Annotated in this window: 28 protein-coding genes; 13 read left to right on the plus strand and 15 right to left on the minus strand. The window is 64.3% G+C overall.

All coding sequences use genetic code 11. The features are described from left to right. Positions 1 to 57 precede the first annotated feature (57 nt). Together ACVWY5_RS38980 and ACVWY5_RS38985 are read left to right on the plus strand one after the other, a co-directional pair. Positions 58 to 579 carry a hypothetical protein gene (locus ACVWY5_RS38980; RefSeq protein ID WP_051376239.1) on the plus strand — a complete coding sequence of 174 codons (522 nt, stop codon included), beginning with the start codon at positions 58 to 60 and terminating at the stop codon, positions 577 to 579. A gap of 103 nt (positions 580 to 682) precedes the next feature. Next, positions 683 to 2,932, plus strand: a complete 2,250-nt coding sequence (locus tag ACVWY5_RS38985; RefSeq protein ID WP_028335792.1) for a PAS domain-containing hybrid sensor histidine kinase/response regulator — start codon at positions 683 to 685, stop codon at positions 2,930 to 2,932. 169 nt (positions 2,933 to 3,101) lie between these two features. Here the strand turns inward: ACVWY5_RS38985 and coaA are convergent, their stop codons facing one another. From coaA to hisB, 7 genes are all read right to left on the minus strand, one after another. Then, positions 3,102 to 4,058, minus strand: coding sequence for a type I pantothenate kinase (gene coaA, locus ACVWY5_RS38990; protein ID WP_026192056.1), 957 nt, complete (start codon positions 4,056 to 4,058; stop codon positions 3,102 to 3,104). A 35-nt stretch (positions 4,059 to 4,093) separates the two neighbouring features. Continuing rightward, positions 4,094 to 4,417, minus strand: coding sequence for a phosphoribosyl-ATP diphosphatase (locus ACVWY5_RS38995; RefSeq protein WP_028335793.1), 324 nt, complete (start codon positions 4,415 to 4,417; stop codon positions 4,094 to 4,096). Positions 4,418 to 4,567: 150 nt separating this feature from the next. Then, positions 4,568 to 5,344 (minus strand): imidazole glycerol phosphate synthase subunit HisF, encoded by a 777-nt coding sequence (gene hisF / locus ACVWY5_RS39000; protein WP_028335794.1) that lies wholly within the window; start codon positions 5,342 to 5,344, stop codon positions 4,568 to 4,570. A 9-nt stretch (positions 5,345 to 5,353) separates the two neighbouring features. Continuing rightward, positions 5,354 to 6,082 (minus strand): 1-(5-phosphoribosyl)-5-[(5-phosphoribosylamino)methylideneamino]imidazole-4-carboxamide isomerase, encoded by a 729-nt coding sequence (gene hisA, locus ACVWY5_RS39005; RefSeq protein WP_028335795.1) that lies wholly within the window; start codon positions 6,080 to 6,082, stop codon positions 5,354 to 5,356. Then, positions 6,079 to 6,729 carry an imidazole glycerol phosphate synthase subunit HisH gene (gene hisH, locus ACVWY5_RS39010; RefSeq protein WP_028335796.1) on the minus strand — a complete coding sequence of 217 codons (651 nt, stop codon included), beginning with the start codon at positions 6,727 to 6,729 and terminating at the stop codon, positions 6,079 to 6,081. The genes hisA and hisH overlap by 4 nt, the downstream gene beginning before the upstream one ends. Next, positions 6,726 to 7,256 carry a DUF2628 domain-containing protein gene (locus tag ACVWY5_RS39015; RefSeq protein ID WP_028335797.1) on the minus strand — a complete coding sequence of 177 codons (531 nt, stop codon included), beginning with the start codon at positions 7,254 to 7,256 and terminating at the stop codon, positions 6,726 to 6,728. The genes hisH and ACVWY5_RS39015 overlap by 4 nt, the downstream gene beginning before the upstream one ends. 86 nt (positions 7,257 to 7,342) lie before the next feature. Beyond that, positions 7,343 to 7,936 (minus strand): imidazoleglycerol-phosphate dehydratase HisB, encoded by a 594-nt coding sequence (gene hisB, locus ACVWY5_RS39020; protein ID WP_016841476.1) that lies wholly within the window; start codon positions 7,934 to 7,936, stop codon positions 7,343 to 7,345. Positions 7,937 to 8,180: 244 nt separating this feature from the next. Between hisB and hslV the strand changes: the two genes are divergently transcribed. The 5 genes from hslV to ACVWY5_RS39045 all read left to right on the plus strand — a co-directional run bounded on the left by hslV (position 8,181) and on the right by ACVWY5_RS39045 (position 12,464). After that, positions 8,181 to 8,738, plus strand: coding sequence for an ATP-dependent protease subunit HslV (hslV, locus tag ACVWY5_RS39025; protein ID WP_028335798.1), 558 nt, complete (start codon positions 8,181 to 8,183; stop codon positions 8,736 to 8,738). 2 nt (positions 8,739 to 8,740) lie between these two features. Continuing rightward, the gene (locus ACVWY5_RS39030; RefSeq protein ID WP_028335799.1) at positions 8,741 to 9,226 is read left to right on the plus strand and encodes a GNAT family N-acetyltransferase; all 486 of its coding nucleotides are present in this window, start codon (positions 8,741 to 8,743) and stop codon (positions 9,224 to 9,226) included. Beyond that, positions 9,223 to 9,816 (plus strand): DUF2585 domain-containing protein, encoded by a 594-nt coding sequence (locus ACVWY5_RS39035; protein WP_028335800.1) that lies wholly within the window; start codon positions 9,223 to 9,225, stop codon positions 9,814 to 9,816. Before ACVWY5_RS39030 ends, ACVWY5_RS39035 begins: the two co-directional genes overlap by 4 nt. A gap of 61 nt (positions 9,817 to 9,877) precedes the next feature. Continuing rightward, positions 9,878 to 11,182: an ATP-dependent protease ATPase subunit HslU gene (gene hslU / locus ACVWY5_RS39040; protein WP_016841472.1), complete on the plus strand. Its 1,305-nt coding sequence runs from the start codon at positions 9,878 to 9,880 to the stop codon at positions 11,180 to 11,182. A gap of 157 nt (positions 11,183 to 11,339) precedes the next feature. Continuing rightward, on the plus strand, positions 11,340 to 12,464 hold the full coding sequence (locus ACVWY5_RS39045) for a hypothetical protein (RefSeq protein ID WP_028335801.1): 1,125 nt from the start codon (positions 11,340 to 11,342) through the stop codon (positions 12,462 to 12,464). An 18-nt stretch (positions 12,465 to 12,482) separates the two neighbouring features. Here ACVWY5_RS39045 and ACVWY5_RS39050 read toward each other — a convergent pair whose 3' ends face one another. The 3 genes from ACVWY5_RS39050 to ACVWY5_RS39060 are packed head-to-tail and all read right to left on the minus strand — an operon-like array spanning position 12,483 to position 15,368. After that, positions 12,483 to 13,073 (minus strand): Smr/MutS family protein, encoded by a 591-nt coding sequence (locus ACVWY5_RS39050; RefSeq protein ID WP_028335802.1) that lies wholly within the window; start codon positions 13,071 to 13,073, stop codon positions 12,483 to 12,485. Next, a complete protein-coding gene (gene mltA, locus ACVWY5_RS39055; RefSeq protein ID WP_456671758.1) occupies positions 13,070 to 14,686 on the minus strand; it encodes a murein transglycosylase A in 1,617 nt (538 codons plus the stop codon). Before mltA ends, ACVWY5_RS39050 begins: the two co-directional genes overlap by 4 nt. Then, positions 14,664 to 15,368, minus strand: coding sequence for a Tim44/TimA family putative adaptor protein (locus tag ACVWY5_RS39060; protein WP_028335804.1), 705 nt, complete (start codon positions 15,366 to 15,368; stop codon positions 14,664 to 14,666). Before ACVWY5_RS39060 ends, mltA begins: the two co-directional genes overlap by 23 nt. A 412-nt stretch (positions 15,369 to 15,780) precedes the next feature. Between ACVWY5_RS39060 and secB the strand changes: the two genes are divergently transcribed. Next, positions 15,781 to 16,269, plus strand: a complete 489-nt coding sequence (gene secB, locus ACVWY5_RS39065) for a protein-export chaperone SecB (protein ID WP_016841467.1) — start codon at positions 15,781 to 15,783, stop codon at positions 16,267 to 16,269. A 145-nt stretch (positions 16,270 to 16,414) separates the two neighbouring features. On the opposite strand, the gene dnaQ is transcribed toward secB, so the two are convergent. Genes dnaQ through ACVWY5_RS39085 form a run of 4 tightly spaced genes read right to left on the minus strand, consistent with a single transcriptional unit; the run spans position 16,415 to position 19,274 of the window. Beyond that, a complete protein-coding gene (dnaQ, locus tag ACVWY5_RS39070; protein WP_028335805.1) occupies positions 16,415 to 17,140 on the minus strand; it encodes a DNA polymerase III subunit epsilon in 726 nt (241 codons plus the stop codon). Between the two features lie 30 nt (positions 17,141 to 17,170). Continuing rightward, a complete protein-coding gene (coaE, locus tag ACVWY5_RS39075) occupies positions 17,171 to 17,770 on the minus strand; it encodes a dephospho-CoA kinase (protein ID WP_028335806.1) in 600 nt (199 codons plus the stop codon). A 48-nt stretch (positions 17,771 to 17,818) separates the two neighbouring features. Then, positions 17,819 to 18,427, minus strand: coding sequence for a Maf family protein (locus ACVWY5_RS39080; protein WP_028335807.1), 609 nt, complete (start codon positions 18,425 to 18,427; stop codon positions 17,819 to 17,821). Positions 18,428 to 18,437: 10 nt separating this feature from the next. Beyond that, complete coding sequence (locus ACVWY5_RS39085) at positions 18,438 to 19,274, minus strand: pyruvate, water dikinase regulatory protein (RefSeq protein WP_028335808.1); 837 nt, start codon at positions 19,272 to 19,274, stop codon at positions 18,438 to 18,440. 473 nt (positions 19,275 to 19,747) lie between these two features. On the opposite strand from ACVWY5_RS39085, the gene hemJ reads away from it, so the two are divergent. Further along, positions 19,748 to 20,170, plus strand: a complete 423-nt coding sequence (hemJ, locus tag ACVWY5_RS39090) for a protoporphyrinogen oxidase HemJ (RefSeq protein ID WP_028335809.1) — start codon at positions 19,748 to 19,750, stop codon at positions 20,168 to 20,170. A gap of 252 nt (positions 20,171 to 20,422) precedes the next feature. Beyond that, positions 20,423 to 21,688 carry a transcription termination factor Rho gene (gene rho / locus ACVWY5_RS39095; protein WP_021078151.1) on the plus strand — a complete coding sequence of 422 codons (1,266 nt, stop codon included), beginning with the start codon at positions 20,423 to 20,425 and terminating at the stop codon, positions 21,686 to 21,688. A 122-nt stretch (positions 21,689 to 21,810) separates the two neighbouring features. On the opposite strand, the gene ACVWY5_RS39100 is transcribed toward rho, so the two are convergent. After that, positions 21,811 to 22,089, minus strand: a complete 279-nt coding sequence (locus tag ACVWY5_RS39100) for a hypothetical protein (protein WP_321176973.1) — start codon at positions 22,087 to 22,089, stop codon at positions 21,811 to 21,813. Between ACVWY5_RS39100 and mnmE the strand changes: the two genes are divergently transcribed. The 3 genes from mnmE (at position 21,989) to rsmG (ending at position 26,192) form a co-directional block, all read left to right on the plus strand. Then, positions 21,989 to 23,314 (plus strand): tRNA uridine-5-carboxymethylaminomethyl(34) synthesis GTPase MnmE, encoded by a 1,326-nt coding sequence (gene mnmE / locus ACVWY5_RS39105; RefSeq protein ID WP_028335810.1) that lies wholly within the window; start codon positions 21,989 to 21,991, stop codon positions 23,312 to 23,314. The two genes, ACVWY5_RS39100 and mnmE, sit on opposite strands and share 101 nt — an antisense overlap. 194 nt (positions 23,315 to 23,508) lie before the next feature. Then, the gene (mnmG, locus tag ACVWY5_RS39110; RefSeq protein ID WP_028335811.1) at positions 23,509 to 25,392 is read left to right on the plus strand and encodes a tRNA uridine-5-carboxymethylaminomethyl(34) synthesis enzyme MnmG; all 1,884 of its coding nucleotides are present in this window, start codon (positions 23,509 to 23,511) and stop codon (positions 25,390 to 25,392) included. 134 nt (positions 25,393 to 25,526) lie between these two features. Further along, on the plus strand, positions 25,527 to 26,192 hold the full coding sequence (rsmG, locus tag ACVWY5_RS39115; RefSeq protein WP_321176969.1) for a 16S rRNA (guanine(527)-N(7))-methyltransferase RsmG: 666 nt from the start codon (positions 25,527 to 25,529) through the stop codon (positions 26,190 to 26,192). Positions 26,193 to 26,216: the final 24 nt, after the last annotated feature.

Raw genomic sequence — 26,216 nt, forward strand, 5'->3', positions numbered from 1 at the left:
CTCCGCAAACCATAAGCACCGCGATCGGCGGCAAGCTTGGGTCGAGCGAGTTGTGTCATGTTGCGTTTGAAGATTTTGACCTCGGTGGTCCCCCTTGCCGTGGCCGCGGTCCTTGCCCGCGTCGAATTCCTGCCGGGCCCCCGGCCCTGCATCGAGGTGGGCGGCGCCGCGATGCAGATCGCATCGGTCCCCTGGCTGGCGCAACTTCACGTCAGCTTCACTGACGACCCCGGCCAAGCCACCGTCCGGGTCCAGATCGCCGACAGCGCCGACGCCGCCGACTTCACCGTGATCGACGACATCGACGATGCCGAGGCCGGCGCCTGCGAGAGCAGCGCGGCGGCGCAGCTGATCGGGATTTCCAGCGATGCCTCGGCAACCGGCCCCGTCATCTATCTGACGCATGATGACGGTCCGTCCGACTACCGTGTCTTCGTGCAGTCGAAGACGTTCTCGGTGCGCGATGCCGCGGCCCTGATCGTCAGCGCCCGGGGCGGACACCGCCGCCTTGAAGCCGCATCGCCGGAACCTGACACGCGCGTCCCGAACCGGGTCATGGCGGAATTAACCCCCCGCTAACCTTGTTCTGAGGGCGGCGCGAAATGGCCACCAACTTCAAGCACTTTGCAAGCTGGCCGACGCATCGTCAGCGCCAGATCAAGCTGTCTCAAGGTCACCATTGATGGGGCGTTTCTTCCGGATCAAGTTGCGCCTTCGCCGCTTCCTCCGGCGCCATTCCTGGGTCGCGACGATCGTCCGCTCGTTCACGATCTTCTCCGTCGCGTTCGGCAGCGCCTTCGGGTTCATTTCGGGCGCGCTCTCGCAACAAAGCGGCTACGATCCCAATGCATTCGCGATTGGGGTCAGCTTCCTGTTCGCGCTCGCCTGCCTCTGGATCGTGACGCTCGGCATCCGCCTGCGGCTGATGCGCAAGCGGCTGCGCACCATCGCCATGCACAATGAAGCGATGGCCGACCGCAACTGGGAACTGCAGGAGGCCGAGCAGCGCGCCTCTACCCTGTTCGAGGCGCAGGACGATCTGATCGTGCTGCGCGACCTCGACGGGCTCATCACCTATGCCAACGATGCCTATTGCGAGCTGGCGCAGAGGCCCCGCAGCGAATTGATCGGCAGCAACGCCACGCTGAAGGTGCTCGAGCAAGGCGACACCGCGCTCGAATCCAACGGCACGCGGGTCTACGACCAGAAGATCGAGGGACCGCTCGGGCCACGCTGGATCGCCTGGCGTGAGGGCCTCGTGCGCAACGATGCCGGCGCGCCCGCGGAGATGCAGAGCGTCGGCCGCGACGTCACCGACCGCACCGAGAGCGAGCGCGCGCTCACCGAAGCGCGCGATCAGGCCGACGCCGCCAACCGCGCCAAGTCGCGCTTTCTTGCGATGGCGAGCCACGAGATCCGCACTCCGCTGAACGGCATCATCGGCATGAGCGGATTGCTGATGGATACGCAGCTGACGCCGGAGCAGATGACCTACGTCAAGGCGGTCAAGACGTCGGGCGACGCGCTGCTCGCGCTGATCGAGGAGTTGCTCGATTATTCCAAGATCGAGGCCGGCAAGATCGATCTCGAACACCGCGCGTTCGCGCTGTCCGGCCTGATCGAGGACATCACCGAGCTGCTGGCGCCGCGCGCGCAGACCAAGGGCATCGAGATCGCCGCCTATGTCGACGAACGGCTGCCGATGCAGGTGACCGGCGACGCCGCGCGGCTGCGGCAGGTGCTGCTCAATCTCGCCGGCAACGCCATCAAGTTCACCGCGACCGGTGGCGTGGCGCTGATCGTCGAGCCCGGCATCTGGCCGAACGAGATCAGCTTCCTGGTCCGCGACACCGGCATCGGCATCGCACCGGAAGCGCAGCAGCGTATATTTCGGGAGTTCGAGCAGGCCGATGACCGGATCGCGCGCAGCTATGGCGGCACCGGGCTCGGCCTTTCGATCAGCGACCGCATCATCAAGCGGATGGGCGGCCGCATCACGCTCGCAAGCACGCCGGGCGCCGGCTCGACCTTCGAGGTGTCAATCCCGCTCGTCGCCGCCGATACCGGCGAGGCCAGCGGCTTCGCCGCGCCCGACTTGACGGGACAGTCGATCATGCTGGTGGCGCCGCACAGCATCGAGGTCTCGCTGATCTCGCGGCGGTTGCAGCGCTGGGGCGCGCAGACCTGCATCGTGTCGGATGCCAACGTCGCCGAGGCGCTGCTGCCAGAGCGGAGCTGGCACGCGGCCCTGATCGACCACACGCTCGGCACCCCGGCGATGGAGGCATTTGCCGACGCCGCCCGCCTCCATGCAACCCATCGCATCGTGATGTTCACGCCGGCGACGCGGCAGGACCTTTCGGCCTCCGAGTCAGCCATGTTCACCGGCTACCTGGTGAAGCCATTGCGCGCGTCGTCGCTCGCCGCGCGCCTGACCGCATCGCCGGAAATCGCGGCGCCGAGCCTCGCGATCGAGGCGGCCGCCGAGTCCGCACCCACTGCGCCCGCATCCGCGTTGCCGGACAAGGGGCTCTCGATCCTGGTCGCCGAGGACAATGAGATCAACGCGCTGTTGATGCGCTCGCTGCTCACCCGGCTCGGCCATAACGTGGTCATCACCACCAACGGCGAGCAGGCGATGGAGTCCTGGCTGTCGGCGACCTCGGCCGGCACGCCCTATGATCTCGTGCTGATGGATATCCAGATGCCGCGCCTCAACGGCATCGAGACCACCAAGCAGATCCGCGCCCATGAAGCGGCGCAATCCGTCCGCCGGACCCCGATCCTGGCACTGACGGCAAATACCCTGGTGGAGGACCGCTATGCCTGCTTCGAAGCCGGCATGGACGGTTTTCTGATCAAGCCGCTCGACCGCGAAAAGCTGGAAGAAGCGCTTGCGGGCCTCGCCGCCGCGCGGCATATCGCGGCGTAGTGCGCCACCTAACCCCGCGTCGTCCCGGCGAAGGCCGGGACCCATAACCACGAATGCCAATTGGTGAGCGACCGTCTCGCCGCGTGCCTTTTGCAGGGGCCGCAGAGTATGGATCCCGGCCTACGCCGGGACGACGCCGTTGATGTGGTCAGCTTTGGCGGATCAAACCTTACAGCCGGCGCAGCGCGACCGACTGCACCACGTGGTCGGCGCCCTTCTTCAGGATCAGCGTCGCGCGCGGGCGGGTCGGCAGGATGTTGTCCTCGAGATTGGCGAGGTTGGTACGCTCCCAGATCGCGATCGCGGTCGCCGTGGCTTCCTCGTCCGACAGCGGCGCATAGCGGTGGAAGTAGGATCTTGGATCGGTGAACGCGGTGTCGCGCAGCGCCAGGAAACGCTTGATGTACCACTCCCGCAGCACGGCCTCGTCGGCGTCGATATAGACCGAGAAATCGAAGAAGTCGGAAACGAACGGCACCGCCTTGCCGTCGCGCGGCAGCCGCCCGGTCTGCAGCACATTGACGCCCTCGACGATCAGGATGTCCGGCTGGTCGATCTCGACCCATTTGTTCGGCACGATGTCGTAGGTCAGATGCGAATAGACCGGCGCGCGCACGCGGCGCCGCCCCGCCTTGATGTCGCTGAGGAACGACAGCAGCGTCGGCAGGTCGTAGCTTTCCGGGAAGCCCTTCTTCTGCATGATGCCCTGCCGCTCGAGCACCGCATTCGGAAACAGGAAACCGTCGGTCGTGATCAGGTCGACCTTCGGCCGCGGCGACCAGCGCGCCAGCAGCGCCTGCAGCACGCGTGCCGTGGTCGACTTGCCGACCGCGACGGACCCGGCGACGCCCACGATGTAGGGCATCTTGCGGTCGCGGATGTTGAGGAACTGGCGCTGCGAGTAATATAGCCGCTGCGTCGCATCGACATAGATCGAGAGCAGCCGCGACAGCGGCAGATAGATGTCCTCGACCTCCTGCAAATCGAGGCGGTCGTGCATCGAACGCAGGCGGTCGAACTCGCCCGGCTCGAGCGTCATCGGCGTATCGTCACGCAAATGCGACCATTGCTGGCGCGTGAAGATGCGGTAGGGGTTGTACTGTTGATCTGGTGCCCGGATGTCCATGAGGCCGCCCCTCTCGATGCGCTCGATCATTTGCGCTAGTCGCGCTTGCGCGACGCCTTCTCTTCCAGTCCCGACATCGAGGTGCGCTTCTCCAGCGCGGCCTCGACATCCTCCAGCCTCACGCCGCGGGATTTCAACAGAACCAGCAGGTGAAACACGAGATCGGCACTTTCCGCGATGAGGTGATCGCGGTCATTCTCGACCGCGGCGATCACGGTCTCGACCGCTTCCTCGCCCAATTTCTTGGCGCAATGCTCCGCGCCCTTGTCGAGCAGCTTGCGGGTGTAGGACGCCTCACCGCCCGTTGCAGCGCGGGCGTCGATGGTGGCGGCCAGATCGTGGACCGTGAAACGCGACATCAACTCAACTCAAGCATGCACAGCGGCACCGCACGGGTGCCATCCCTCAGGTGGGGACTTAGCATTTTTGTGACAAGGAGTCCTCAACCACTCCGTTTGAGCGTGGTCTTTTCGGAAAACCGGTTTCCACTTTTCCGGACCACGCTCACGCTAGGGATCGAGCCGCATCGGCAGGCCGGCGCGCACCATGTGATCCTTGGCCTGGCGGATGGTGAATTCCCCGAAGTGGAAGATCGACGCGGCCAGCACACCGGTGGCGTGACCCTCGCGGACGCCGTCGACCAGGTGGTCGAGATTGCCGACACCACCGGACGCGATGACCGGTACGGGGACACTGTCCGCGATCGCCCGGGTCAGCGGCAGGTCAAAGCCCTGCCTGGTGCCGTCCCGGTCCATCGAGGTCAGCAGGATTTCGCCGGCGCCGAGCGCGACGACCTCCTGGGCGTATTCGATGGCGTCGATCCCGGTGGCATTCCGTCCACCATGGGTGAAGATCTCCCAGCGGTCCGAGCCGCCGGCGCGCTTGACCCGCTTGGCGTCGATCGCGACCACGATGCACTGCTCGCCGTATTTCTCGGCCGCTTCCTTGACGAACTCGCGCCGGCTGACGGCCGCCGAATTGATCGAGACCTTGTCGGCGCCGGAGCGCAGCAGGGTCTTGATGTCGTCAACGGTGCGGACGCCGCCGCCCACGGTCAGCGGCATGAAGCAGGCCTCCGCGGTCCGCCGCACCACATCCAGCATGATGCCGCGGTTTTCGTGGGTGGCGGTGATGTCGAGGAAGGTGAGCTCGTCGGCACCAGCGGCGTCATAGGCGATCGCGGCCTCGACCGGGTCGCCGGCGTCGCGCAGATCGACGAAGTTGACGCCCTTGACCACGCGCCCGTCCTTGACGTCGAGGCAGGGGATCACGCGAACCTTGAACATGATCTCCTCCTACGCGCCGCGGATCAGCTGAAGGGCAGCGGCCGGATCGAGCCGTCCGTCATAGAGTGCGCGGCCGACGATCGCACCGGCGAGCTTTTTGGCGCGCGGCTCCAGCAGCGCCTTGACGTCGTCGATCGAGGCAAAGCCGCCGGAGGCGATCACCGGAATCGAGATGCGATCGGCAAGCGCAATGGTCGCATCGAGGTTGAGACCCTTGAGCAGGCCGTCGCGGGCGATGTCGGTGAAGATGATCGCGGCGACGCCGGCATCCTCGAAGCGCTGTGCGATCTCGAGCGCGGTCACATGCGAGGTCTCGGCCCAGCCTTCGACCGCGACCTTGCCGTCGCGCGCATCGAGGCCCACGGCGACGCGGCCGGGGAATGTCTTCGCCGCGCCCTTCACGAGCTCGGGATCGCGCACCGCGGCGGTGCCGATGATGACGCGCGTGATGCCCTTGTCGAGCCAGGCCTCGATGGTCTTGAGGTCGCGGATGCCACCGCCGAGCTGCACCGGCATGGTGACGGCCTTCAGCATCGCCTCCACCGCATGCGCATTCATCGGCTTGCCGGCGAAGGCGCCGTCGAGATCGACGACGTGGAGATATTCGAAGCCCTGCGCGGCAAAGCTCGCCGCCTGCGCCGCCGGATCGAGATTGAACACGGTGGCGCGCGCCATGTCGCCCTGCTCCAGGCGCACGCACTGGCCGTTCTTCAGATCAATCGCTGGAAAGAGAATCACGGCTTCCACTTCAAGAAATTGGCGATCAAAGCGAGGCCGAAGCGCTGGCTCTTCTCGGGGTGAAACTGGGTGCCGATCGCGGTGTCCTTGCCGACGATCGCGGTCACCGGCCCGCCATAGTCGGCGCGCGCGAGCACGTCCGCCTCATTGGCGGCGTTGAGGTGATAGGAGTGCACGAAATAGGCGTGACGTCCCTTCGGCCCGAGCGGCAGCCGCTCCAGCACCGGATGCTCGCGCACCATGTCGAGCGTGTTCCAGCCCATATGCGGGACCTTCAGACTCACGTCGCGCGGCTCGATCTTCTCGACATCGCCGCCGATCCAGTTGAAGCCCTCGGTGATCACGTGCTCCTTGCCGCGCGTCGCCATCAGCTGCATGCCGACGCAGATGCCGAAGAACGGCCGCGCCTTGACCCGCACCGCCTCGGTGAGCGCTTCCAGCATGCCGTCGACCGCGTCGACGCCGCGGCGGCAATCGGCGAACGCGCCGACACCGGGCAGCACGATGCGATCGGCGCGATACACTGCGTCGGGATCGCGCGTCACCTTGATGGCTTGCGGATCCTCCACGCTGCGTGCGGCGCGCTCAAAGGCCTTGGCGGCCGAATGCAGATTGCCGGAGCCGTAATCGATGATTGCAACGGTCATCGCGATCCTCCTGGCTCTGGAAACAATCCGATGATGCCGCCCTGCGGCATCGGCGGGGCTTTTGAAAATGACTGACCCGGAATGTCGCGGGTCGGGGGCGGCGCGCCGCGATCGACGGACCGCTGGTCGTTGACAGCGCCGCGATGCCGCGCGGTCCAGCGCGCGAAGAAACGGCGCTCGGCTGCCTCCGCATCGTCGCCCACGACGATGTCGATCTGGCGCCACCTGCGCCGCGACAGCGTCCAGCGTTGCAGGGTCGCAGCCTCGAGGCCGAGCAACACCATCAGCACCAGGTCGACGAAGAAGATCGCGCTACGGCCGACGCCAAGCTTGGCCAGCGCGTAATCGATCACGAAAGTCAGAACGAACCAGCCGATCAGCGCCAGCCAGAGCCGATGCCAGGCCAGCCAGATCACGCCCGCAACCGCGGCCCAGAAATGGAAGCCGTCGCGCACGAAGACGAACTTGTCGGCCGCCGCGAGATCGGCGCCGTTGGCCACGGGGGCATGCACTGTATAGACCGGCATCGAACGCTCCGCCGAGGATGGACTCTTATTTAAAGCATGATCTTTCGGAAAACCGGCATCCACTCTTCCGGATCATGCTCCAGAGATCAGCCGCCGAGCTGACCCTTGGTCGAGGGCACTTCGCCCTGGGCACGCGGATCGATCGCAATTGCCGTCCGCAGCGCCCTCGCCAGACCCTTGAAACAGGATTCGGCGATATGATGGCTGTTCTCGCCATATAGGGTCTCGACGTGCAGAGTCACGCCGGCGTTCATCGCGAAGGCGTTGAACCACTCGCGCACCAGCTCGGTGTCGAACTCGCCGATCTTGTCGCGCGGGAATTCGGCCTTGAATACCAGCACCGGGCGGCCGGAAATGTCGATCACGACGCGCGACAGCGTCTCGTCCATCGGCATGTGGATCGAGGCGTAGCGGGTGATGCCGGCCATGTTGCCGAGCGCCTGCTTCACGGCCTGCCCGAGCGCGATCCCGACGTCTTCGGTGGTGTGGTGGTAATCGACATGGAGATCGCCATCCGCCTTCACCGTGATGTCGATGCGCGAATGCCGGGCCAGGAGGTCGAGCATATGGTCGAAGAAGCCAATCCCGGTCGAAACCGTGGATACGCCTGCTCCGTCGAGGTTGACCGTCACCTCGATGTCGGTCTCCTTGGTCTTGCGCTTGATGGTTGCGGTGCGCATGAAAATTGAGCTTTCCCGTGCCGAAAACGCCGGTCTTTTAACAGGCTGATGTCACCTTCGCTACTGCGGGATGACCTCGAAACGCCCCAACTTCCGGCCATGGTGACCGGAATTCGTTGTCGATCTGGTTCTGCCGCGTTTTCTTCACGCGAACCGGTGCCACCTCGCCTGAAAACGCTCCGATTTCGTCCCGATTGTAACCCCCTGCCCGACCGCCTAAATCTGCCCGGAAGAGAGGTAACCTATGCAAGCATCCCCAAATGAGCTGCCGGTCTGGCATGGCACCACGATCTGCACGGTCCGCAAGGGCGGCAAGGTGGTGATCGGCGGCGACGGGCAGGTCTCGATCGGCCAGACCGTGATCAAGGCCAATGCCAGGAAGGTCCGCCGGATCGGCAAGGGCGACGTGATCGGCGGCTTTGCCGGCGCCACCGCCGACGCCTTCACCCTGTTCGAGCGGCTGGAAAGCAAGCTGGAGCAATATCCGGGGCAGCTGACCCGGGCGGCCGTCGAGCTCGCCAAGGACTGGCGGACCGACCGCTATCTGCGCCGGCTGGAGGCCATGATGATCGTGGCCGACAAGGACGTTTCCCTGGTGCTGACCGGAACCGGCGACGTTTTGGAGCCCGAATCCGGAGTCATGGCGATCGGTTCCGGCGGCAATTACGCCCTTGCCGCGGCCCGCGCGCTGGTCGACACCGACAAGGACGCCGAGACCATTGTCCGCCGCGCGCTGGATATCGCCGCCGATATCTGCGTCTACACCAACCGGAATGTGACGATCGAGACGATCGGCGGCTGAGCATGGCCGGCCCCTATCATTTCCGCCCGATGACGCCGGCCGACCTGCCGCTGGTCAAGCGGTGGCTGGCGTTGCCGCATGTCCGCCAATGGTGGGGCGATCCGGCCGAGCAATATGAACTGGTCAGCAGCGACCTCGATGAGCCGGCCATGGACCAGTTCATCGTCGCGGCCGATGGCGGCGACCTCGGCTATATCCAGTGCTACGACCTGACGGCGTGGAATTCCGGCTTCGGGGCCCAGCCGGAGGGCACGCGCGGGATCGACCTCTTCATCGGCGAGCCCAGCATGATGGCAGGTGGCCACGGCTCGGCGCTGATCCGCGCCTTTGTCGACGACCGGCTGGCGCAGGGCGCGCCACGCATCGTCACCGATCCCGATCCGGCCAATGCGCGCGCGATCCGCGCCTATGAGAAGGCGGGTTTTCGGAAGATGGGTATGGTCGATACGCCGGACGGGCCGGCGCTGCTGATGGCGCGCGACGCATGACGATCGCGCACAAGCCCGTCGGCGTTTCAGCGTGGCATTGGCTGGCGATCGCGGCAGCGCTGCTCGTGCTGCAGGCGGCGCTGCTCTATGCGATGGGTCGTCTGCCGATCTGTGCCTGCGGCTATGTCAAGCTATGGCACGGCTCGGTTATGAGCTCGGAGAATTCGCAGCACATCGCCGATTGGTACACGCTGTCGCATGTGCTGCATGGCCTGCTGTTCTACGGTCTGAGCTTCCTCCTGGTGCCGCGCCTCGCCTGGCCCGGGCGGCTGATTGTCGCGATGCTGATCGAAGGCAGCTGGGAGCTCGTCGAAAACTCCAACTGGATCATCGAGCGCTACCGCGCCGGCACGATCTCGCTCGATTATTACGGCGACACCATCGTCAATTCGGTGTCGGACACGCTCGCGATGGTTGTCGGCTTCCTGCTGGCGCGCAAGCTGCCGATCGCCGCGACCGTCGCGCTCGGCGTTTTGTTCGAAACCGTGCTGCTGCTTCACATTCGCGACAATCTGACACTGAACATCATCATGCTGATCCACCCGTTCGAGACAATCCGGCAGTGGCAGGCCGGGCCGCCGATTCTTTAGAGGACGATGCCTTGGAGGACTGCCGCTTGCCGAGACCGCGATTCCAACCTAGCTAGAGCCAATGACTCACTTCTCTCCCCGTGAAATCGTTTCTGAACTCGACCGCTTCATCGTCGGCCAGACCGACGCCAAGCGCGCCGTCTCGATCGCGCTGCGCAACCGCTGGCGGCGGCTGCAGCTCGCCGGTTCCCTGCGCGAGGAGGTTCTGCCCAAGAACATCCTGATGATCGGGCCGACCGGCGTCGGCAAGACCGAGATCGCGCGGCGGCTGGCCAAGCTCGCCGGCGCGCCGTTCCTCAAGGTCGAGGCCACCAAGTTCACCGAGGTCGGCTATGTCGGCCGCGACGTCGAGCAGATCGTCCGCGACCTCGTCGAGGTCGCAATCGCACAGACCCGCGAGCGCAAGCGCAAGGATGTCCAGGCCCGCGCCCAGCTCGCCGCCGAGGAACGCGTGCTGGACGCGCTGGTCGGCCCGGGATCGAGCCCGGCGACGCGCGAGTCGTTCCGCAAGAAGCTGCGCGCCGGCGAGCTCAACGACAAGGAAATCGAGATCGAGACGCAGTCGGGCGGCAGCGGCATGCCGATGTTTGAAATCCCCGGCATGCCCGGCGCCCAGATGGGCGCGATCTCGCTCGGCGACATCTTCGGCAAGATGGGCGGACGCAGCAAGACCCGCCGCCTGACGGTGGAGGGCTCGCACGAAATCCTCGTCAACGAGGAATCCGACAAGCTGCTCGACACCGATCAGCTGGTGCAGGAGGCGATCAACGCGGTCGAGAACAACGGCATCGTGTTCCTCGACGAGATCGACAAGATCTGCGTCCGCGAGAACCGCGCCGGCGGCGACGTCTCCCGCGAGGGCGTGCAGCGTGACCTGCTGCCGCTGATCGAGGGCACCACGGTCTCGACCAAGCACGGCGCCGTCAAGACCGACCACATCCTGTTCATCGCCTCGGGCGCGTTCCATATCGCCAAGCCGTCGGACCTTTTGCCGGAGCTGCAGGGCCGCCTGCCGATCCGCGTCGAGCTGCAGGCGCTGACCCGCGACGACATGCGCCGGATCCTGACCGAGCCGGAGGCGTCGCTGATCAAGCAATATGTCGCGCTGATGAAGACCGAAGGCGTCACGCTCGACATCACCGACAACGCCATCGACGCGCTGGCCGATGTCGCCGTGGCGGTGAATTCCACGGTCGAGAACATCGGCGCAAGGCGGCTGCAGACCGTGATGGAGCGGGTGCTGGACGAGATCTCCTTCACCGCGCCCGATCGCCACGGCGAGACCATCCAGGTCGACGCCGACTACGTCACCAAGCATGTCGGCGACCTCGCCAAGAACGCCGACCTGAGCCGGTTTATTTTGTAGGCGGCCACCATAGTCGTCCCGGCGAAAGCCGGGACCCATAACCCCGACAGTCTGCGGTGACAAAGACTCGGGCCGACATTCCTTCTAGAACTACCTTCGGTGGTTATGGGTCCCGGGTCGCGCTTCGCTTGCCCGGGACGACGAGAGTGGGCGATCGATGAATCTGCGGGTGTGGCAAAACCCCTGGCGCCTGATGCTGGCCATCAATGCGGCCGTGCTGGTCGGCGTGTTCCTGCACAAGATCGCGCTGCCGCCCTTCGTTCCCTACATCCATCTGCTGGTCGACTATCATTACGGCTTCACCAAGCGCGCGCTGGTCGGGGCGATCGTGTCGCTGTTCACCGACAAGGTGCCCGTATGGCTGGTGTTCGCGCTGGCCGGCGCGATCTGGCTGGTGACGCTCGGACTGTTCATCAAACTGTTCCGCCGCACATTCGGCTTCAACGATGCGCATTGGCCGTTGTTCGTCTTCATCGCGGGCTCGCCGTTCTTCCTGAAGAACTTCATGCACACGCTCGGCCATTTCGACATCTATGGCTGTGCGCTGACGATCGTGCTGCTGCTGATCCCGGCGCGCTCAATGGCGTATGTGCTGATTGCCGCGCTGTTCTCGATCCTGCTGATCCTGGTCCATCATATCTTCGTCCTGATGTATGTGCCGACCATCACGGCGATCGTGGTGCTGCGCTTCTATCTGGTGCAGGGCGTGACGCCGAGGAACGCCGTCTTCGGCATCGCGGCCCTCGCAGGGGTCGGCATCCTGTTCCTGGTCGCGCAATTCGCTGGCACGGTCGACGTGCCCTATGACGAATTCATCCGTCATCTGCAGAGCCGGATGGCCGATCCGTCACGCACCGACTTGCTTCAGTTCGGCTACATCTGGTACCAGCCGCTGTCGAAGGAGTTCGCCGACACCTGGGCGCGCATGCCCTCGAACATCCTGGGCGTTCCGGTGTTTGCGCTGCTGATCTGGCTGCATACGCCACTATGGCGCTATTTCGCGCGGCTGATTGGCGCGCTCGCGAGTGAACTGCATCGCCGGATCGTGCTCGGCGCGCTCGTCATGATCAGCGCCGGCTATTTCGTGATGTTCGTGACCGTGTTCGACTATTCGCGCTGGATCTCGAACTGGGCGGTCTGCATGTTCCTGATGCTGCATGCCACCAGGATGCTGCCGGCGTCGAAGGACGTCCCGCTGATCCCGGCGGACGACCGCAAGACGACGATATCGGGCTGGATCGTGACGCTGATCCCGCGCGTCGGGATCGTCAGGCCGTTCTAACATTTTCGTTGAGCACGCTCAGCGCGCGCGCCGGACCCGCACATAGAGCGCGCCCTCGCCGCCATGGCCGATATGCGCTTCCTCGAAGCCGACGACCAGCGAGCGGAATTCCGGCAGGCTGAGCCATTCCGGAACCTGGCGGCGCAGCACGCCGCGTTCGGAATCGAGCCCGCCGACCTTGCCCTTGCCGGTGATGACGAGCACGAAAGTGAGCCCGTCGCTGTGCGCGCGCTGCAGGAAGGTGAACAGCACGCGATGCGCGCGCATCTGGGTCATGCCGTGCAGATCAAGCCGCGCATCGATCTCCTGCCGGCCGCGCGAGAGCTTTGCACGTTCGCGACGGCCGATCGGCGCCAGCGGCGGCACGTGCGGGCGTTGCGCCGGCGCAGCCTTGACCGCTGTCGCCGGCTTGACCGGGATGGGTTTGGCAATCGCGTGATGGGTGGCCGGATCGGAGGCGACGGCGTGTGCCTTCGCGGCGACCGGCCGCTTGCGCAGTGGCTTGACCTGCTTTGCCACGCTTTCCCAGAGCGCACGCTCCTCTTCGCTCAGCGCGCGCTTGCGCCGCAACGGAGCGGACAGATCGGGGATCGGCGCGGGTCGTTTCATTGCTCGCGGTGATGGCGATAGCGCCGGAAGCGCCGCTTCTCCGGTTGCGGAATATCGGGCCGGGCGACCGGCAGCGGCACCGGTTCTGCCACAGGTGCGGCCTGCGCGACAGGGGTCGTTGCTGCCGGCGCTGCGGGCGCGACATCCTTCGCGGCCGGGTTCCTGGCGGCGCTATTGCCAGAGTCTTTCGCCGCGCTTTTGGCGATGCCGGCGGTCGGCACATCCGCGGCCTTCGCCGCCGGCTTGTCCTTCGGCGGCTCGGTCTGCGGAAACAGCTTTGCGATCTTGGCCGAGGGCCGCTCATCCGGAACCGGCAGCTTGTGGCCGCGCGCGACGGGGTCGAGACCCCTCGGCACCAGCATGACGAACTGCATATTGTGCCGCAGCCGGCCCGAGACCTTTCCGGCTTCCGCGCCGGCGCCGAAATAAAGATCGGCGCGCGCCGGGCCGACGATCGCCGACCCGGTGTCCTGCGCGATCATGAGCCGGTGGAACGGCGTCTTCGACTGTTCGGATTCAATCGGCAGTTCGCCGGCGATGAAGAACGGCGTACCGTAGACATGCAGCGCCTTGTCGACTGCGATCGAGCGGCCCGGCGTCAACGGCACGCCCTGCGCGCCGACGGCCTCGTCCTTGTCGGACAGCGGGACCTCGCGGAAGAAGACGTAGGAGCGGTTCTGCCGGCGCAGGTCCTTGGCGCCGTCAGGGTTCTGCTCCATCCACTCCCTGATCTTCTGCATCGACATCTGATCCTTCGGGATGATGCCGCGGTCGATCAGAACGCGTCCGACCGGCGTATAGGGATAACCATTATGCGCATCGTAATTGATGCGCAGCGTGGTGCCGTCCTCGAGCTTGATGCGCGCCGAGCCCTGGATCTGCGCGAACAGGAGATCGGTCTGGCTCTTCAGCCAGCAGATCTCGAGCCCGCGGCCGGCGATCGCGCCGTCCTCGATCTGGCCGCGGTCGTAATAGGGCACGAGCTTGCGCCGGCCGATCTTGCGATACACCGCACCGCCATTGGGCAGGCCGACCGAATTCTGCGTCTTGCCGCGCACGAACAGGTTGGACGGACGTCGATAGACCGGCACGTTATAGACGTCGGTCTGGGTCCGCGATCCATCGAGCACCGGCTCGTAGTAACCGGTGACGAAGCCGGCGTCCTCGCCGAGCCGCGAGATGCGCAGTGGCACGAAATTCTGCTCGAAGAAGTCCTTCGCCCTGACGCCGTCGCTCAGCGCGAGTCCCTTGGCGATCCGGCAGGGATCGCGCAGCGAGCTCCCGAGCGCTTTCGAATCGGCAGGCGCACCCTGCTGGGCCGCGATCGGCTTGCAGCTGGTGCGGAACGCCTTGTAGGCTGCCAGATGATCGTCGTCGCGCCAGCCGGCGACGTTGGGCCAGGCGAGCGGCTCGTACTGGCTGCCGCTGACTTGCAGCGGCATTTCCAGATTGGGATAGGGGATCGGGTGGCTATGCTCGTGTCGCGGCGGAGGGTGCCGGCTTGATCTGTAGCGCGCAGCGATCGCTGCGGTGGAGCACAGCACCGCGAGCGCGCAGCACGCGACCGCGAGCCGCCCGTAGCTGAGATGCTTAGTGAGCGCTTCCAGTGCCAACCAGCTTCCAATTCGGATCGCGGGAAGTCGAGTCGCGGGCGAATGTCCAGATATCGGTGATGTCGGCGACCTTGTCCGGGCTGCCGTCGACGATGGTGCCGGCCTTGTCGCGCGTGACCGAGATCATCTGCGACACGAAGCGGACGGTGAGCTGGGTCGAGCGGTCGCGCGCCTCCGCGCTGACGATCTCGGCCTTGTCGATCGAGACGAACCGCGTCTCGGTCTTCTGCTCGTGCTTCTCGCGATCCTTGATCGCGGCCTCGAAGCTTTCATAGACCTCGGTCGACAGCAGGTCGCGCAGCGCACGGCGATCGCCATTGGCGAAGGCCAGCACGATCATTTCATAGGCCGAGCGGGCACCTGAGAGGAAATGCCGCGGATCGAACGAGGAATCCTGGACGGCCACCGCGTCGAGACCCTGCGCCAGCGCCGTGCCGGGCTCGGCGATGCCCTTCCAGCGTTCCGTGGGCTCGACCGGCTCGGCGGGCGCCGCCGAGGCCGGCTGGTCGATCACCGATCCAGGGATCGGAACGACGTTGTTGTCCTGACCGCGCTGCACGACGTTGGGCGCGGCGCGATCATAAGGCGGCCGCTCGCTTCCCGTGCGCTGTCCGAGAACGCTGCGCAGGCGCAGGAAGATAAACACGGCCAGCGCCAGGAAGATGATGGTGTAGATATCCACGTCGAATTCGCTTTCTGGTCTCTGCCGGCAACGGGCCGGCCGTCAAAGCGTTCCCGGTCGGGAACAGCAGAGATTACATCACCGATAGAGTCCGCAGATGTAGGCACGAAACTATGCCCGGCCAATGGCGCTTTTTGGCACGGGCAAGTGTAGCGCGTTTTGACCCCCGGGGGAAACCGTTCCTTTTCAGGAAATCGCGCATCTTCAATAATTTAGGAAGCTGTTAAGAGATTGGGCAGGCTCGCGCGCGCTGCCCTTTGCCGGGAGAACTTGCCGCCGGCCCGCCCTTTCGTCGTCCTTGTGGACCGAGCCGGGCCTATGATAGCCACTCGCCCGGCATCGGCATTCTCAACACCTTAACGCGTGCCGTCGGACATTCTGTCCATCGAGCGCTGCTCCAGGAGACATTTTCATGACCAATGGCAACGGCGCCCCCGTCGAACAACCCGCTCCCCAGCTCAACGTACTGGCGCAGTACACCAAGGACCTGTCGTTCGAGAACCCGAATGCGCCAGCCTCGCTCGGCCAGCAGCAACAGCAGCCGGCGATCAACATCCAGATCAACGTCTCCGCCAACAACCTGTCGGAGAACGAGTACGAGGTGATCCTCTCGATCGAGGGCAAGGCCGAGACCGCAGGCAAGGTGATGTTCAGCTTCGACCTCGCCTATGCCGGCGTCTTCCGGATCGTGAATGTGCCGAAGGAGAACCTGCACCCGCTGGTCATGATCGAGTGCCCGCGGCTGCTGTTCCCGTTCGCACGCGAGATCGTCGCGACCTCGGTCCGCGACGGCGGCTTCCCGCCTTTGTTGCTCGACCCCGTCGATTTCCTCGGTCTCTACCGCCAGAACATGGAGCGGCAGGCGGCCGCCCAGGCTGCTCCCGGCGTCAAGCCGAGCTGATTTGAGTCAGAGAATACCGGAGCCTAATCCGCCATCCTGAGGAAGCCGCAACGCGGCCGTCTCGAAGGATCGACGGCCCGACTGTGGCCGCGCATCTTTCGAGGCTCGCCCCATCAAGATGATGGGGATAGAGTCCAATAGGAGCTCAAGCCGCCGGTGCTGCCGCAGGCGCTGGCGGCGGCAGGTAATCGTTCCAGATCGGCTTGTCGCCGAGCGTGGCAATGAAGGCCCTGTGGGCCTCCCGATCGGTGTCACTGACCCGCGCGAGTAGCGGGATCTCGCGCTGCCGCCGCGGCGTGTCACCACTATGGCCGCCCACACGCGCATCCGACGTTTCCGATGCCAGGATCAGCTGCGACTGCCGCGCGCCGATCAGGTCGATATAGACCTCGGCCAGCAGCTCGGCGTCGAGCAAGGCGCCGTGCTTGGTACGGCGGGAATTGTCGATCTGATAACGCGAGCAGAGATCGTCGAGCCGGTTCGACACGCCGGGATGCTTGCGCCGTGCCAGCAGCAGCGTATCGACCAGCTGGTCCTTCGGGATCGCCTTCCGCTTGATACGGTCGAGCTCGGCGTTGATGAAGCTGACGTCGAACGACGCGTTGTGGATCACCAGCGGCGTATCGCCGATGAAGGCCAGGAACTCGTCGACCACTTCAGTGAACAGCGGTTTGGAAGCCAGGAACTCGGTCGACAGCCCGTGCACAGCGAACGCTTCCGCCGGCATGTCGCGCTCGGGATTGATGTAGACGTGGTAGGTCTGTCCCGTCGGCATCCGGTTGAAAATCTCGACGCAGCCGATCTCGACCAGCCGGTCGCCGCGCAGCGGATCGAGGCCAGTGGTTTCGGTATCGAGAACGATTTCGCGCATGACGTGATGGAATCCGAAAAGGCGGGCGAATCAGGCGCGCCGCTTCGGCATCTTAACAACCTCGGCCAGAATGTCGCGGATACGCGCCCGCACCGGATCGAGTCCGTGCGAGGTATCCACTATGAAATCCGCGCGTTTGCGCTTCTCGGCGTCCGGCATCTGCTTGGCGATGATGGCGTCGAGCTTGGCCACATCCATCGTGCCGCGGGCGAGCACCCGCTCGCGCTGCAGTTCCGGCGAGGTGGTGACGACAACGACGGCATCGACACGCTTCTCGCCGCCGGTTTCGAACAACAGCGGCACGTCGACGACGACGATCGGGTTGCCTGCGGCTTCCGCATCGGCGAAGAATTTCTGGCGCGAGGCGCCGAGCATCGGATGCACGATCTGCTCGAGCTGCTTCATCGCGGCAGGATCGTGCACCACGCGCGCCGACAGTTTCGCGCGATCGACCTTGCCGCCGGCGGTGGTGCCGGGAAAGGCGGCCTCGATCGCCGGCGCGGCTTCGCCTTCGTAGAGCTGATGCACGGCCGCATCGGCGTCATACACCGGCACGCCGGCCTCCATGAACAGTTTGGCCGTGGTGGATTTTCCCATCCCGATCGAGCCGGTCAGTCCCAGAATCAGCATCGCATCAACATCGGTTCAGCATCTCTCCCGTCGCCACGCCTCCGCGCCTCACACCACGAGCAGCTTCTCGCCGCGCAGGAACGCCAGCAGCGACAATAGCGGCAGGCCGAGGATGGTGAAATGGTCACCTTCGATCCGCTCGAACAGATGCACGCCGAGGCCCTCGAGCTGGTAGGCGCCGACGCTGGTCGTCACCGCCTCGCCGGCCTGGTCGAGATAGCTCTCGATCTCGCCGGCGGCGAGCCGCCGCATCGTCATGCGGGCCACGCTCACATCACTGAACAGGACCTTTCCATCGCGCGCGACCGAGACGGCGGAATGCAGCTCATGGGTCCGTCCGGCGAGCAGGCCGAGCTGCTCGGCGGCCTGCGTGCGGCCGGCGGGCTTGCTGAACATCCGTTGCCCCAGCGCCAGCGTCTGGTCGGCGCCGACGACGTATTGACCGGGCCTCTGCCTGGAGACGAACAACGCCTTCTCGCGCGCCAGGAGCGATGCGATCTCGCCCGGCGCCGAAAGGCCGGAATTCTTCTGCACCGCGCGTTCGTCGATGTCAGCCGGCAGCGCCTCGAAATTGAGGCCGGCATTTTCAAGCAGCATCTTTCGCGCGCGGCTCTGCGACGCGAGGATCAGCTTCTGTGGGCCACACCAGATGCTCATGACGTGAGAATCATTCCGACGGCCGAGAACGCTGGCGGTCGTTGAAGAGTTTCATCACCGCGGCCGCGGTCTCCTCGATCGAACGCCGTGTGACGTCGAGCAGCGCCCAGTTGAATTTCGCGCTGAGGCGCCGGGCAAAGGCGACCTCGTCGGCTACCGACTGCTTGTCGATGTAAGTGTCATTGTCGCGGTCGCCCATGGTGAGCAGGCGGTTCTGCCGGACCTGGATCAGGCGCTCGGGCGTCGCATGCAGGCTGACCACCAGCGGCTTCTTCAGGGTCTCGAGCTGATGCGGCAGCGGGATGCCCGGCACCAGCGGCACATTTGCCGTTCGGATACCGCGGTTGGCGAGATAGATCGAGGTCGGTGTCTTCGAGGTACGGGATACCCCGACCAGCACGACGTCCGCCTCCTCGAGGCCTTCGACATGCTGACCATCGTCATGCATCATCGTGTAGTTCAGCGCATCGATGCGGCGGAAATATTCCGCGTTCAGCACGTGCTGCGCGCCGACGCGCCCGGTCGTCGCGGCACCCAGATACGCCTCGAACAACTGCATCACAGGCCCGATGATCGACAGGCTCGGAACGTTGATCTCCTTGCACTTGCCCTCGAGCCGGCCGACCAGATCCTTCTCCAGCAGCGTGAACAGGACAATGCCGGGCGATTCCTCGATCTCGTCGAGCACACGATCGAGCTGCTTCTGGCTGCGCACCAGGGGGTAGACATGCTCGACCGCGGTCACATTGGCGTATTGCGCGGCGACCGCGCGCGCCACGGTGATCAGCGTCTCGCCGGTCGAGTCCGACACCAGATGCAAATGGAAGTAGTTGGAGGTCGTCGGCACCAGAGCCCCTGTCTATCCTGTGAATCCCTGTGGAGGTCGAGGAGAAGAATCAGGGTCCAGGGCCAGGCCCCTGTATATCTCGCCCCCTTCTTCACAGCACGTCGCAAAAGGATAAGTCGACGTCATGGCGAAGATGATAGTGAAGCAATGTGGATTTGTCTCTTCATAAGCTGGCCACAGAGGCGCGCAACCAATTGAGTCCTGCGACAGATTCCGGATATCCGCCGCTGCCGACCAGAATGTTGAGAGATGTGAACAAGCGCGCAGCAACCGCTGGACCGCCTTGCATGAGTCAAATTCACTGCCATTAAGACTCAAACCTTAGATTCTAAAATTAATTAGGTTTAGGAGAGCCGTGTGTGCGGATATGTATCCGTCCCTCGCCGGCAAAGCCTTGCGCGCAACGCTGAGTCCTCCCGAACTGTTCCCCGAAAGGCATCACTGCGATGTTCGACTGGATCAACGCCCTGCCGATCTATGCCTGGGTCAAGGCCCTGCACATCGTCGCCGTGATCTCGTGGATGGCCGGCATGCTCTATCTGCCGCGGCTGTTCGTCTATCATTGCGAGGCCGAGGTCGGCTCCAGGCAATCCGAGACCTTCAAGGTCATGGAGCGGCGGCTTTTGAAGGGGATCATCAACCCCGCGATGATCGTGACCTGGCTGGCCGGGCTTTTCCTGGTCTGGGCCGGACACTGGTACCTATCCGGCTGGTTTCACGTCAAATTTGCGCTGGTGCTCGCCATGTCGGGTATCCACGGCTTTTTGTCCCGCTGCGTGAAGGATTTCGCCGCCGACCGGAATCAGCGAACACAGAAATTCTATCGTATTATCAATGAGGTGCCGACGGTTCTGATGATCCTGATCGTGATCATGGTGGTGGTGAAGCCGTTCTAGACATCACGATGTTCAAGACGCATGCTTCAGTCCTTCTTGCGAAGGACGAATCGATTTTCTATATAGGATTTATCCCACCCCACGCAGGCGGATGTGGTCGCGTTCCGGTTCTTTTCGGACCGGCGCCGCATCAGGTTTGAAAGCCCAAACGGCACTTTCCTGGCTGAGACCTGCGGACCTTCCTTTGGCGTCCGCTTTTTCCAAAGCCACCTCGCACCCCTTCCCTACTTACTTCCTCACAGGACGACCCCAATGCGGGAAATCAAACTCCAGGACCTCAAATCGAAAACGCCGGCCGAGCTCGTCTCGTTCGCGGAAGAGAATGGGGTCGAGAATGCCAGCACCATGCGCAAGCAGGAGCTGATGTTCGCAATTCTCAAGCAGCTCGCGATCGCCGAGACCGACATTATCGGTGAGGGCGTTGTCGAGGTGCTGTCCGACGGCTTCGGCTTCCTTCGTTCGCCCGACGCGAACTACCTGCCCGGCCCCGACGACATCTACGTTTCGCCGTCGCAGATCCGCCGTTTCGGCCTGCGTACCGGCGATACGATCGAAGGCCATATCCGCAGCCCGAAGGAAGGTGAACGCTATTTCGCGCTGCTGAAGGTCAACACGCTCAATTTCGAAGACCCGGAGAAGTCGAAGCACAAGGTCAATTTCGACAACCTCACGCCGCTGTTTCCCAATCAGCGTTTCCGCATGGAGCTTGAGGATTCCACCAAGAAGGACCTTTCCGCCCGTGTGATCGATATCGTCGCGCCGATCGGCAAGGGCCAGCGCGCGCTGATCGTGGCACCACCGCGCACCGGCAAGACGGTGCTGATGCAGAACATCGCGCACTCCATCACCGCCAATCATCCTGACTGCTATCTGATCGTGCTTCTGATCGACGAGCGTCCGGAAGAAGTCACGGACATGCAGCGCTCGGTGAAGGGCGAGGTGGTGTCGTCGACCTTCGACGAGCCAGCGGTGCGTCACGTCCAGGTCGCCGAGATGGTGATCGAGAAGGCCAAGCGCCTTGTCGAGCACGGCCGCGATGTCGTGATCCTGCTCGATTCGATCACGCGCCTCGGCCGCGCCTACAACACCGTCGTGCCGTCATCCGGCAAGGTGCTGACCGGCGGTGTCGACGCCAATGCGCTGCAGCGTCCGAAGCGCTTCTTCGGCGCCGCGCGCAACATCGAGGAGGGCGGTTCGCTGACCATTATCGCGACCGCGCTGGTCGATACCGGCAGCCGTATGGACGAAGTCATCTTCGAAGAGTTCAAGGGCACCGGTAACTCCGAACTGATCCTCGACCGCAAGGTTTCGGACAAGCGGACCTTCCCGGCGATCGATATTGCCCGTTCCGGCACCCGCAAGGAGGAGCTGATCACCGATCCGCAGGTGCTCAAGAAGATGTACGTCCTGCGCCGCATCCTCAATCCGATGGGCACCATGGACGCCATCGACTTCCTGCTCGACAAGCTCCGCAACACGAAGAGCAACTCGGAATTCTTCGATTCCATGAACACCTGAGGCCACGGCCGAAAAGAACAGGGCGCTCCGCAAAAATGGGGCGCCTTTTTTCATGCTGCGGATTTGCTGCAGCGACGTGCAGCATAAAAGGAGCGGCCCACCGCACTGGCCTTTTCATTTAACTATCTGAATTTATTTATATTTATATCGTAGCCTTGTGATCTAGCTGACGACACCGCAGCAAAATTGCTGCGCGGCTGCTGCGGTGAAGTCAGACGATGCTGCATCGCAGCATTTTGCGGTATGGGGCGCGCAATCGGAGCGGCATTGCCTTTCCCGATTTGCTGGAAGAAATAGGCGATGCATCCGCGTGACCAGACCATCTTCGCGTTATCCTCGGGGCGTCCACCGAGTGCGATTGCCATCGTCAGGCTGTCTGGCCCAATGGCCGAGTCGGTCATTGCAGGACTGGCGGGCAAAACGCCGGTGCCGCGGCTGGCAACCCGCGCGCTGCTCCACGATTCGAACCATCAACCGATCGACGACGCGGTCGTGCTGTGGTTTCCAGGCCCGGCCAGTGCCACCGGCGAGGACGTCGCCGAACTTCATGTCCATGGCGGACGCGCGGTGTTGTCGGCGATGTTCGATGCGATCGCGGCATTCGACAACGTGCGGCCGGCCGAGCCGGGCGAGTTCACGCGGCGGGCCTTCGAGAACGGTAAGCTCGACCTGACCGAGGCCGAGGGCTTGGACGATCTGATCCACGCCGACACTGACCGGCAGCGGCGCCAGGCGCTGCGCCAGTTGAAAGGGTTGCTCGGCGACCGGGCGCGGGACTGGCGCGAGCGAATCATCGCGGCGTCGGCGCTGATCGAGGCCGGCATCGATTTCTCCGACGAAGGCGATGTGCCGGCCGAGTTGATCGCACCGGCGCTCGATAAGATCCGGGCGCTGCATGAGGAGATCAAGCAAGTCCTTGCAGGGCAGGGGCAAAGCGAGCGGCTGCGCGACGGCCTCGTGGTCGCGATCGCCGGTCCGCCGAATGTAGGCAAATCGACCCTGATCAATCAGCTCGCCAAGCGCGAGGTCGCGATCGTCTCGCCGCATGCCGGCACGACCCGCGATGTGATCGAGGTGCAGCTCGATCTCGACGGCTATCCAGTGACGATCATCGACACCGCCGGGATTCGCGAGACCGACGACCCGGTCGAGCAGGAGGGCGTCCGCCGCGCCCGCGCCCGCGCCGCCGAGGCCGACCTGGTGCTGTGGCTGGCCGACAGCGGCAATGCAAAGACGGGACATGGCGGCACGACGCCGACCTGGCTGGTGCGGAACAAGATCGACCTTGTCAGGACCACGGCGGGTGAGGGCGGCAGTTACCCTGAATTCAGGATCTCGGCTGCTCGCGGCGACGGGTTGTCAGAGCTCATCGCGGCGTTGGTCGGGTTCGCTCAGGACTATTTTGGAACCAGCGAAGGCGGCTTGATCAGTCGGATGCGGCAGCGCGGTTTGCTGCAGGAGACCATCGAATCTCTCCAGCGCAGCATCGACGTGGTCGGGCAGGGCGAAGAACTGGCGGCGGAGGAACTCCGCCGGGCCGCCTACTCACTCGGTCGCCTGCTCGGCCGGGTGGACGTTGAAGACATCCTCGATGTCATCTTCCGCGAATTCTGCGTCGGGAAGTAGCGGGCGTCCGTCTGTTTCACGTGAAACATGGTTTCGATCCGGTTAAGGACCCTCGTCCTGTTTCACGTGAAACAGCTCCCTCCGTTATTGCGAGCGAAGCGCAGCAATCCATATTTACCTCGGGTTTCGGTCTCAAAGCGGCGACCCCAACTTCGTTCTTCCGGCTTTCATGACTCCACGATAGAAGTCCCGCCATGATTTCCAGGGCAGACTCATTTGACGTCATCGTCATCGGCGGCGGCCATGCCGGCTGCGAGGCCGCGAGCGCTTCTGCCCGGATGGGCGCAAAGACCGCCCTGGTGACCCATCGTTTCGCGACCATCGGCGCGATGTCCTGCAATCCCGCCATCGGCGGGCTCGGCAAGGGCCATCTGGTCCGCGAAGTCGACGCGCTGGACGGTCTGATGGGCCGCGTCGCCGACGCCGGCGGCATCCAGTTTCGTATGCTCAATCGCCGGAAGGGTCCGGCGGTCCGCGGCCCCCGGGCCCAGGCTGACCGCAAGCTCTACGCCGCGGCGATGCAGGCGGCGATCACCGAGACCGCGAACCTCAGCGTCATCGAAGGCGAGGCGGATGAACTGGGCGTCGTCGATGGTCGCGTGACCGGCATTTGCCTGGGCGATGGCCGTCAGCTATCGGCGGGGGCGGTTGTCATCACGACCGGGACCTTCCTGCGCGGCCTGATTCATCTCGGCGAGAAGAACTGGCCGGCGGGCCGGGTCGGCGAGGCGCCGGCCATGGGCCTGTCTGCCTCGTTCGAACGGGCAGGGTTTGTGCTCGGCCGGCTCAAGACCGGGACGCCGCCGCGCCTCGACGGCACCACGGTCGATTGGTCTGCGGTCGAAATGCAGCCCGGAGACGAGCCTCCGGAGCCGTTTTCGGTCATGACTGACCGGATTGCGACCCCGCAGATCCAGTGCGGCATCACTCGGACCACGCCGGCGACCCATGAGGTGATCCGGGCCAATGTGCACCGCTCGCCGATGTATTCCGGCCAGATCAAGAGCTCCGGACCGCGCTATTGCCCTTCGATCGAGGACAAGATCGTCCGCTTCGGCGACCGCGACGGCCATCAGATCTTCCTGGAGCCGGAAGGGCTCGACGACACCACGGTCTATCCGAACGGCATCTCGACCTCGCTGCCGGAAGAGGTCCAGCTTGCGATCCTCGCCAGCATTCCAGGCCTCGAGCGGGCGAAGATGGTCCGGCCGGGCTATGCGATCGAATACGACCACGTTGACCCGCGCGAGCTCGATCCGACCCTGCAGACCAAGCGTCTGCGCGGGCTTTTCCTGGCCGGCCAGATCAATGGCACCACGGGCTATGAGGAGGCCGCGGGGCAGGGTGTTGTCGCCGGACTCAATGCCGCGCTCGCTGCCGGCAGTGCCGATCCGATCGTGTTCGACCGCGCCGACGGCTATCTCGGCGTGATGATCGACGATCTCGTGACCCGTGGGATCACCGAGCCGTATCGCATGTTCACCTCGCGCGCCGAATACCGGCTGACGTTGCGGGCCGACAACGCCGACCAGCGCCTGACCGACAAGGGCATTGCGCTCGGATGCGTCGGAACGGCGCGCGCCGAGCGCCATCGGATCAAGATGGCGGCGCTGGAGGCGGCCAAGCGGCTGGCAAAGTCGCTCGCGATCACACCGAATGAAGCCGCCAAGCACGGACTCGCGCTTAATCGCGACGGCCATCGCCGGTCGGCCTTCGAGCTGCTGGCTTACCCCGAGATCGAATGGCCCGCAGTCCAAGCGATCTGGCCGGAGTTGTCGGCCATTGACCCCGCGATCGCGGTGCATCTCGAGATCGATGCCAAATACGATGTCTATCTGAAGCGTCAGACGGCCGATGTTGACGCTTTCCGGCGTGACGAGGGTCTGGTTCTGACCGACATCGACTATGCCGATGTCCCCGGTCTTTCGAACGAAGCGCGCGCCAAGTTGCAGAAGGCGCAGCCGCGGACGGTCGGGCAGGCGGGTCGGATTGACGGCATGACGCCGGCGGCGCTGGGTATTCTGGCGGCCTATCTCCGGCGTGAGGCGCGAGGGAAGACTGCGAAGGCCTCTGCCTAACGTTTCACGTGAAACGGCAGGCGGTCCATCATTGCGAGGAGCGGAAGCGACGAAGCAATCCATCGCTTCCTCAGGTGGCACTATGGATTGCTTCGCTTCGCTCGCAATGACGAGCTCGATCGGCATTCCAGAGAATGGCTTCAATTTCGCAATCCGCTGAACTCCGCGTCGCCACCAAGGACAAGGCCGCGGCGCTCGCGCTGACCCCCGTTTCACGTGAAACAGAGGCGCGGCTCGACCGCTACGTCGCCCTCCTCCTGGCGTGGCAGGCCAAGACCAATCTCGTCGCGCCATCGACGCTGCCGACCCTCTGGACCCGCCACGTCTCCGATTCGCTGCAGCTCCTAGGTCTGGTGCCGACGGCGAAGTCGTGGGTCGATCTCGGCAGCGGCGGCGGCTTCCCCGGTGTCGTGCTGGCCTGCGCTCTGGCCGAGACCCCGGGCGCGTCGATTCATTTGGTTGAGCGAATCGCCAAGAAGGCGGCATTCTTGCGCGAGGCGATACGGGTGACCGGCTCGCCGGGGACGGTGCATCTGGCTGATATCGGGGATACTGTGGATAGAATCCCGGGGCCCATCGATTGCGTCACCGCGCGGGCGCTGGCTCCGTTACATCAACTCATCGGCTTTGCGGAGCCGTGGGTCAAAAACGGCGCCAAGGCGCTGTTTTTGAAGGGTCAAGATGTAGAGGCCGAATTGACCGAGGCCACTAAATATTGGATTATTGAGCCAAAGCTACACGCCAGCCGGACCGGCGGACAGGGCTGGATCGTCGAACTCGGGTCAATCGAGCGGCGCTAGGGGACTCCGCGAGAGCAAATGGTA

It is taken from the genome of Bradyrhizobium sp. USDA 3256, assembly GCF_054058275.1.

Bases quoted from the DNA above. Each gene is read 5' to 3' on its own strand.
- ACVWY5_RS38980 (WP_051376239.1), top strand. From the start codon at position 58: ATGTTGCGTTTGAAGATTTTGACCTCGGTGGTCCCCCTTGCCGTGGCC.
- ACVWY5_RS38985 (WP_028335792.1), top strand. From the start codon at position 683: ATGGGGCGTTTCTTCCGGATCAAGTTGCGCCTTCGCCGCTTCCTCCGG.
- coaA (WP_026192056.1), bottom strand. From the start codon at position 4,058: ATGGACATCCGGGCACCAGATCAACAGTACAACCCCTACCGCATCTTC.
- ACVWY5_RS38995 (WP_028335793.1), bottom strand. From the start codon at position 4,417: ATGTCGCGTTTCACGGTCCACGATCTGGCCGCCACCATCGACGCCCGC.
- hisF (WP_028335794.1), bottom strand. From the start codon at position 5,344: ATGTTCAAGGTTCGCGTGATCCCCTGCCTCGACGTCAAGGACGGGCGC.
- hisH (WP_028335796.1), bottom strand. From the start codon at position 6,729: ATGACCGTTGCAATCATCGATTACGGCTCCGGCAATCTGCATTCGGCC.
- ACVWY5_RS39015 (WP_028335797.1), bottom strand. From the start codon at position 7,256: ATGCCGGTCTATACAGTGCATGCCCCCGTGGCCAACGGCGCCGATCTC.
- hisB (WP_016841476.1), bottom strand. From the start codon at position 7,936: ATGCGCACCGCAACCATCAAGCGCAAGACCAAGGAGACCGACATCGAG.
- hslV (WP_028335798.1), top strand. From the start codon at position 8,181: ATGCAAGCATCCCCAAATGAGCTGCCGGTCTGGCATGGCACCACGATC.
- ACVWY5_RS39030 (WP_028335799.1), top strand. From the start codon at position 8,741: ATGGCCGGCCCCTATCATTTCCGCCCGATGACGCCGGCCGACCTGCCG.
- ACVWY5_RS39035 (WP_028335800.1), top strand. From the start codon at position 9,223: ATGACGATCGCGCACAAGCCCGTCGGCGTTTCAGCGTGGCATTGGCTG.
- hslU (WP_016841472.1), top strand. From the start codon at position 9,878: ATGACTCACTTCTCTCCCCGTGAAATCGTTTCTGAACTCGACCGCTTC.
- ACVWY5_RS39045 (WP_028335801.1), top strand. From the start codon at position 11,340: ATGAATCTGCGGGTGTGGCAAAACCCCTGGCGCCTGATGCTGGCCATC.
- ACVWY5_RS39050 (WP_028335802.1), bottom strand. From the start codon at position 13,073: ATGAAACGACCCGCGCCGATCCCCGATCTGTCCGCTCCGTTGCGGCGC.
- secB (WP_016841467.1), top strand. From the start codon at position 15,781: ATGACCAATGGCAACGGCGCCCCCGTCGAACAACCCGCTCCCCAGCTC.
- dnaQ (WP_028335805.1), bottom strand. From the start codon at position 17,140: ATGCGCGAAATCGTTCTCGATACCGAAACCACTGGCCTCGATCCGCTG.
- coaE (WP_028335806.1), bottom strand. From the start codon at position 17,770: ATGCTGATTCTGGGACTGACCGGCTCGATCGGGATGGGAAAATCCACC.
- ACVWY5_RS39080 (WP_028335807.1), bottom strand. From the start codon at position 18,427: ATGAGCATCTGGTGTGGCCCACAGAAGCTGATCCTCGCGTCGCAGAGC.
- rho (WP_021078151.1), top strand. From the start codon at position 20,423: ATGCGGGAAATCAAACTCCAGGACCTCAAATCGAAAACGCCGGCCGAG.
- mnmE (WP_028335810.1), top strand. From the start codon at position 21,989: ATGCATCCGCGTGACCAGACCATCTTCGCGTTATCCTCGGGGCGTCCA.
- ACVWY5_RS39100 (WP_321176973.1), bottom strand. From the start codon at position 22,089: ATGACCGACTCGGCCATTGGGCCAGACAGCCTGACGATGGCAATCGCA.
- mnmG (WP_028335811.1), top strand. From the start codon at position 23,509: ATGATTTCCAGGGCAGACTCATTTGACGTCATCGTCATCGGCGGCGGC.
- rsmG (WP_321176969.1), top strand. From the start codon at position 25,527: ATGGCTTCAATTTCGCAATCCGCTGAACTCCGCGTCGCCACCAAGGAC.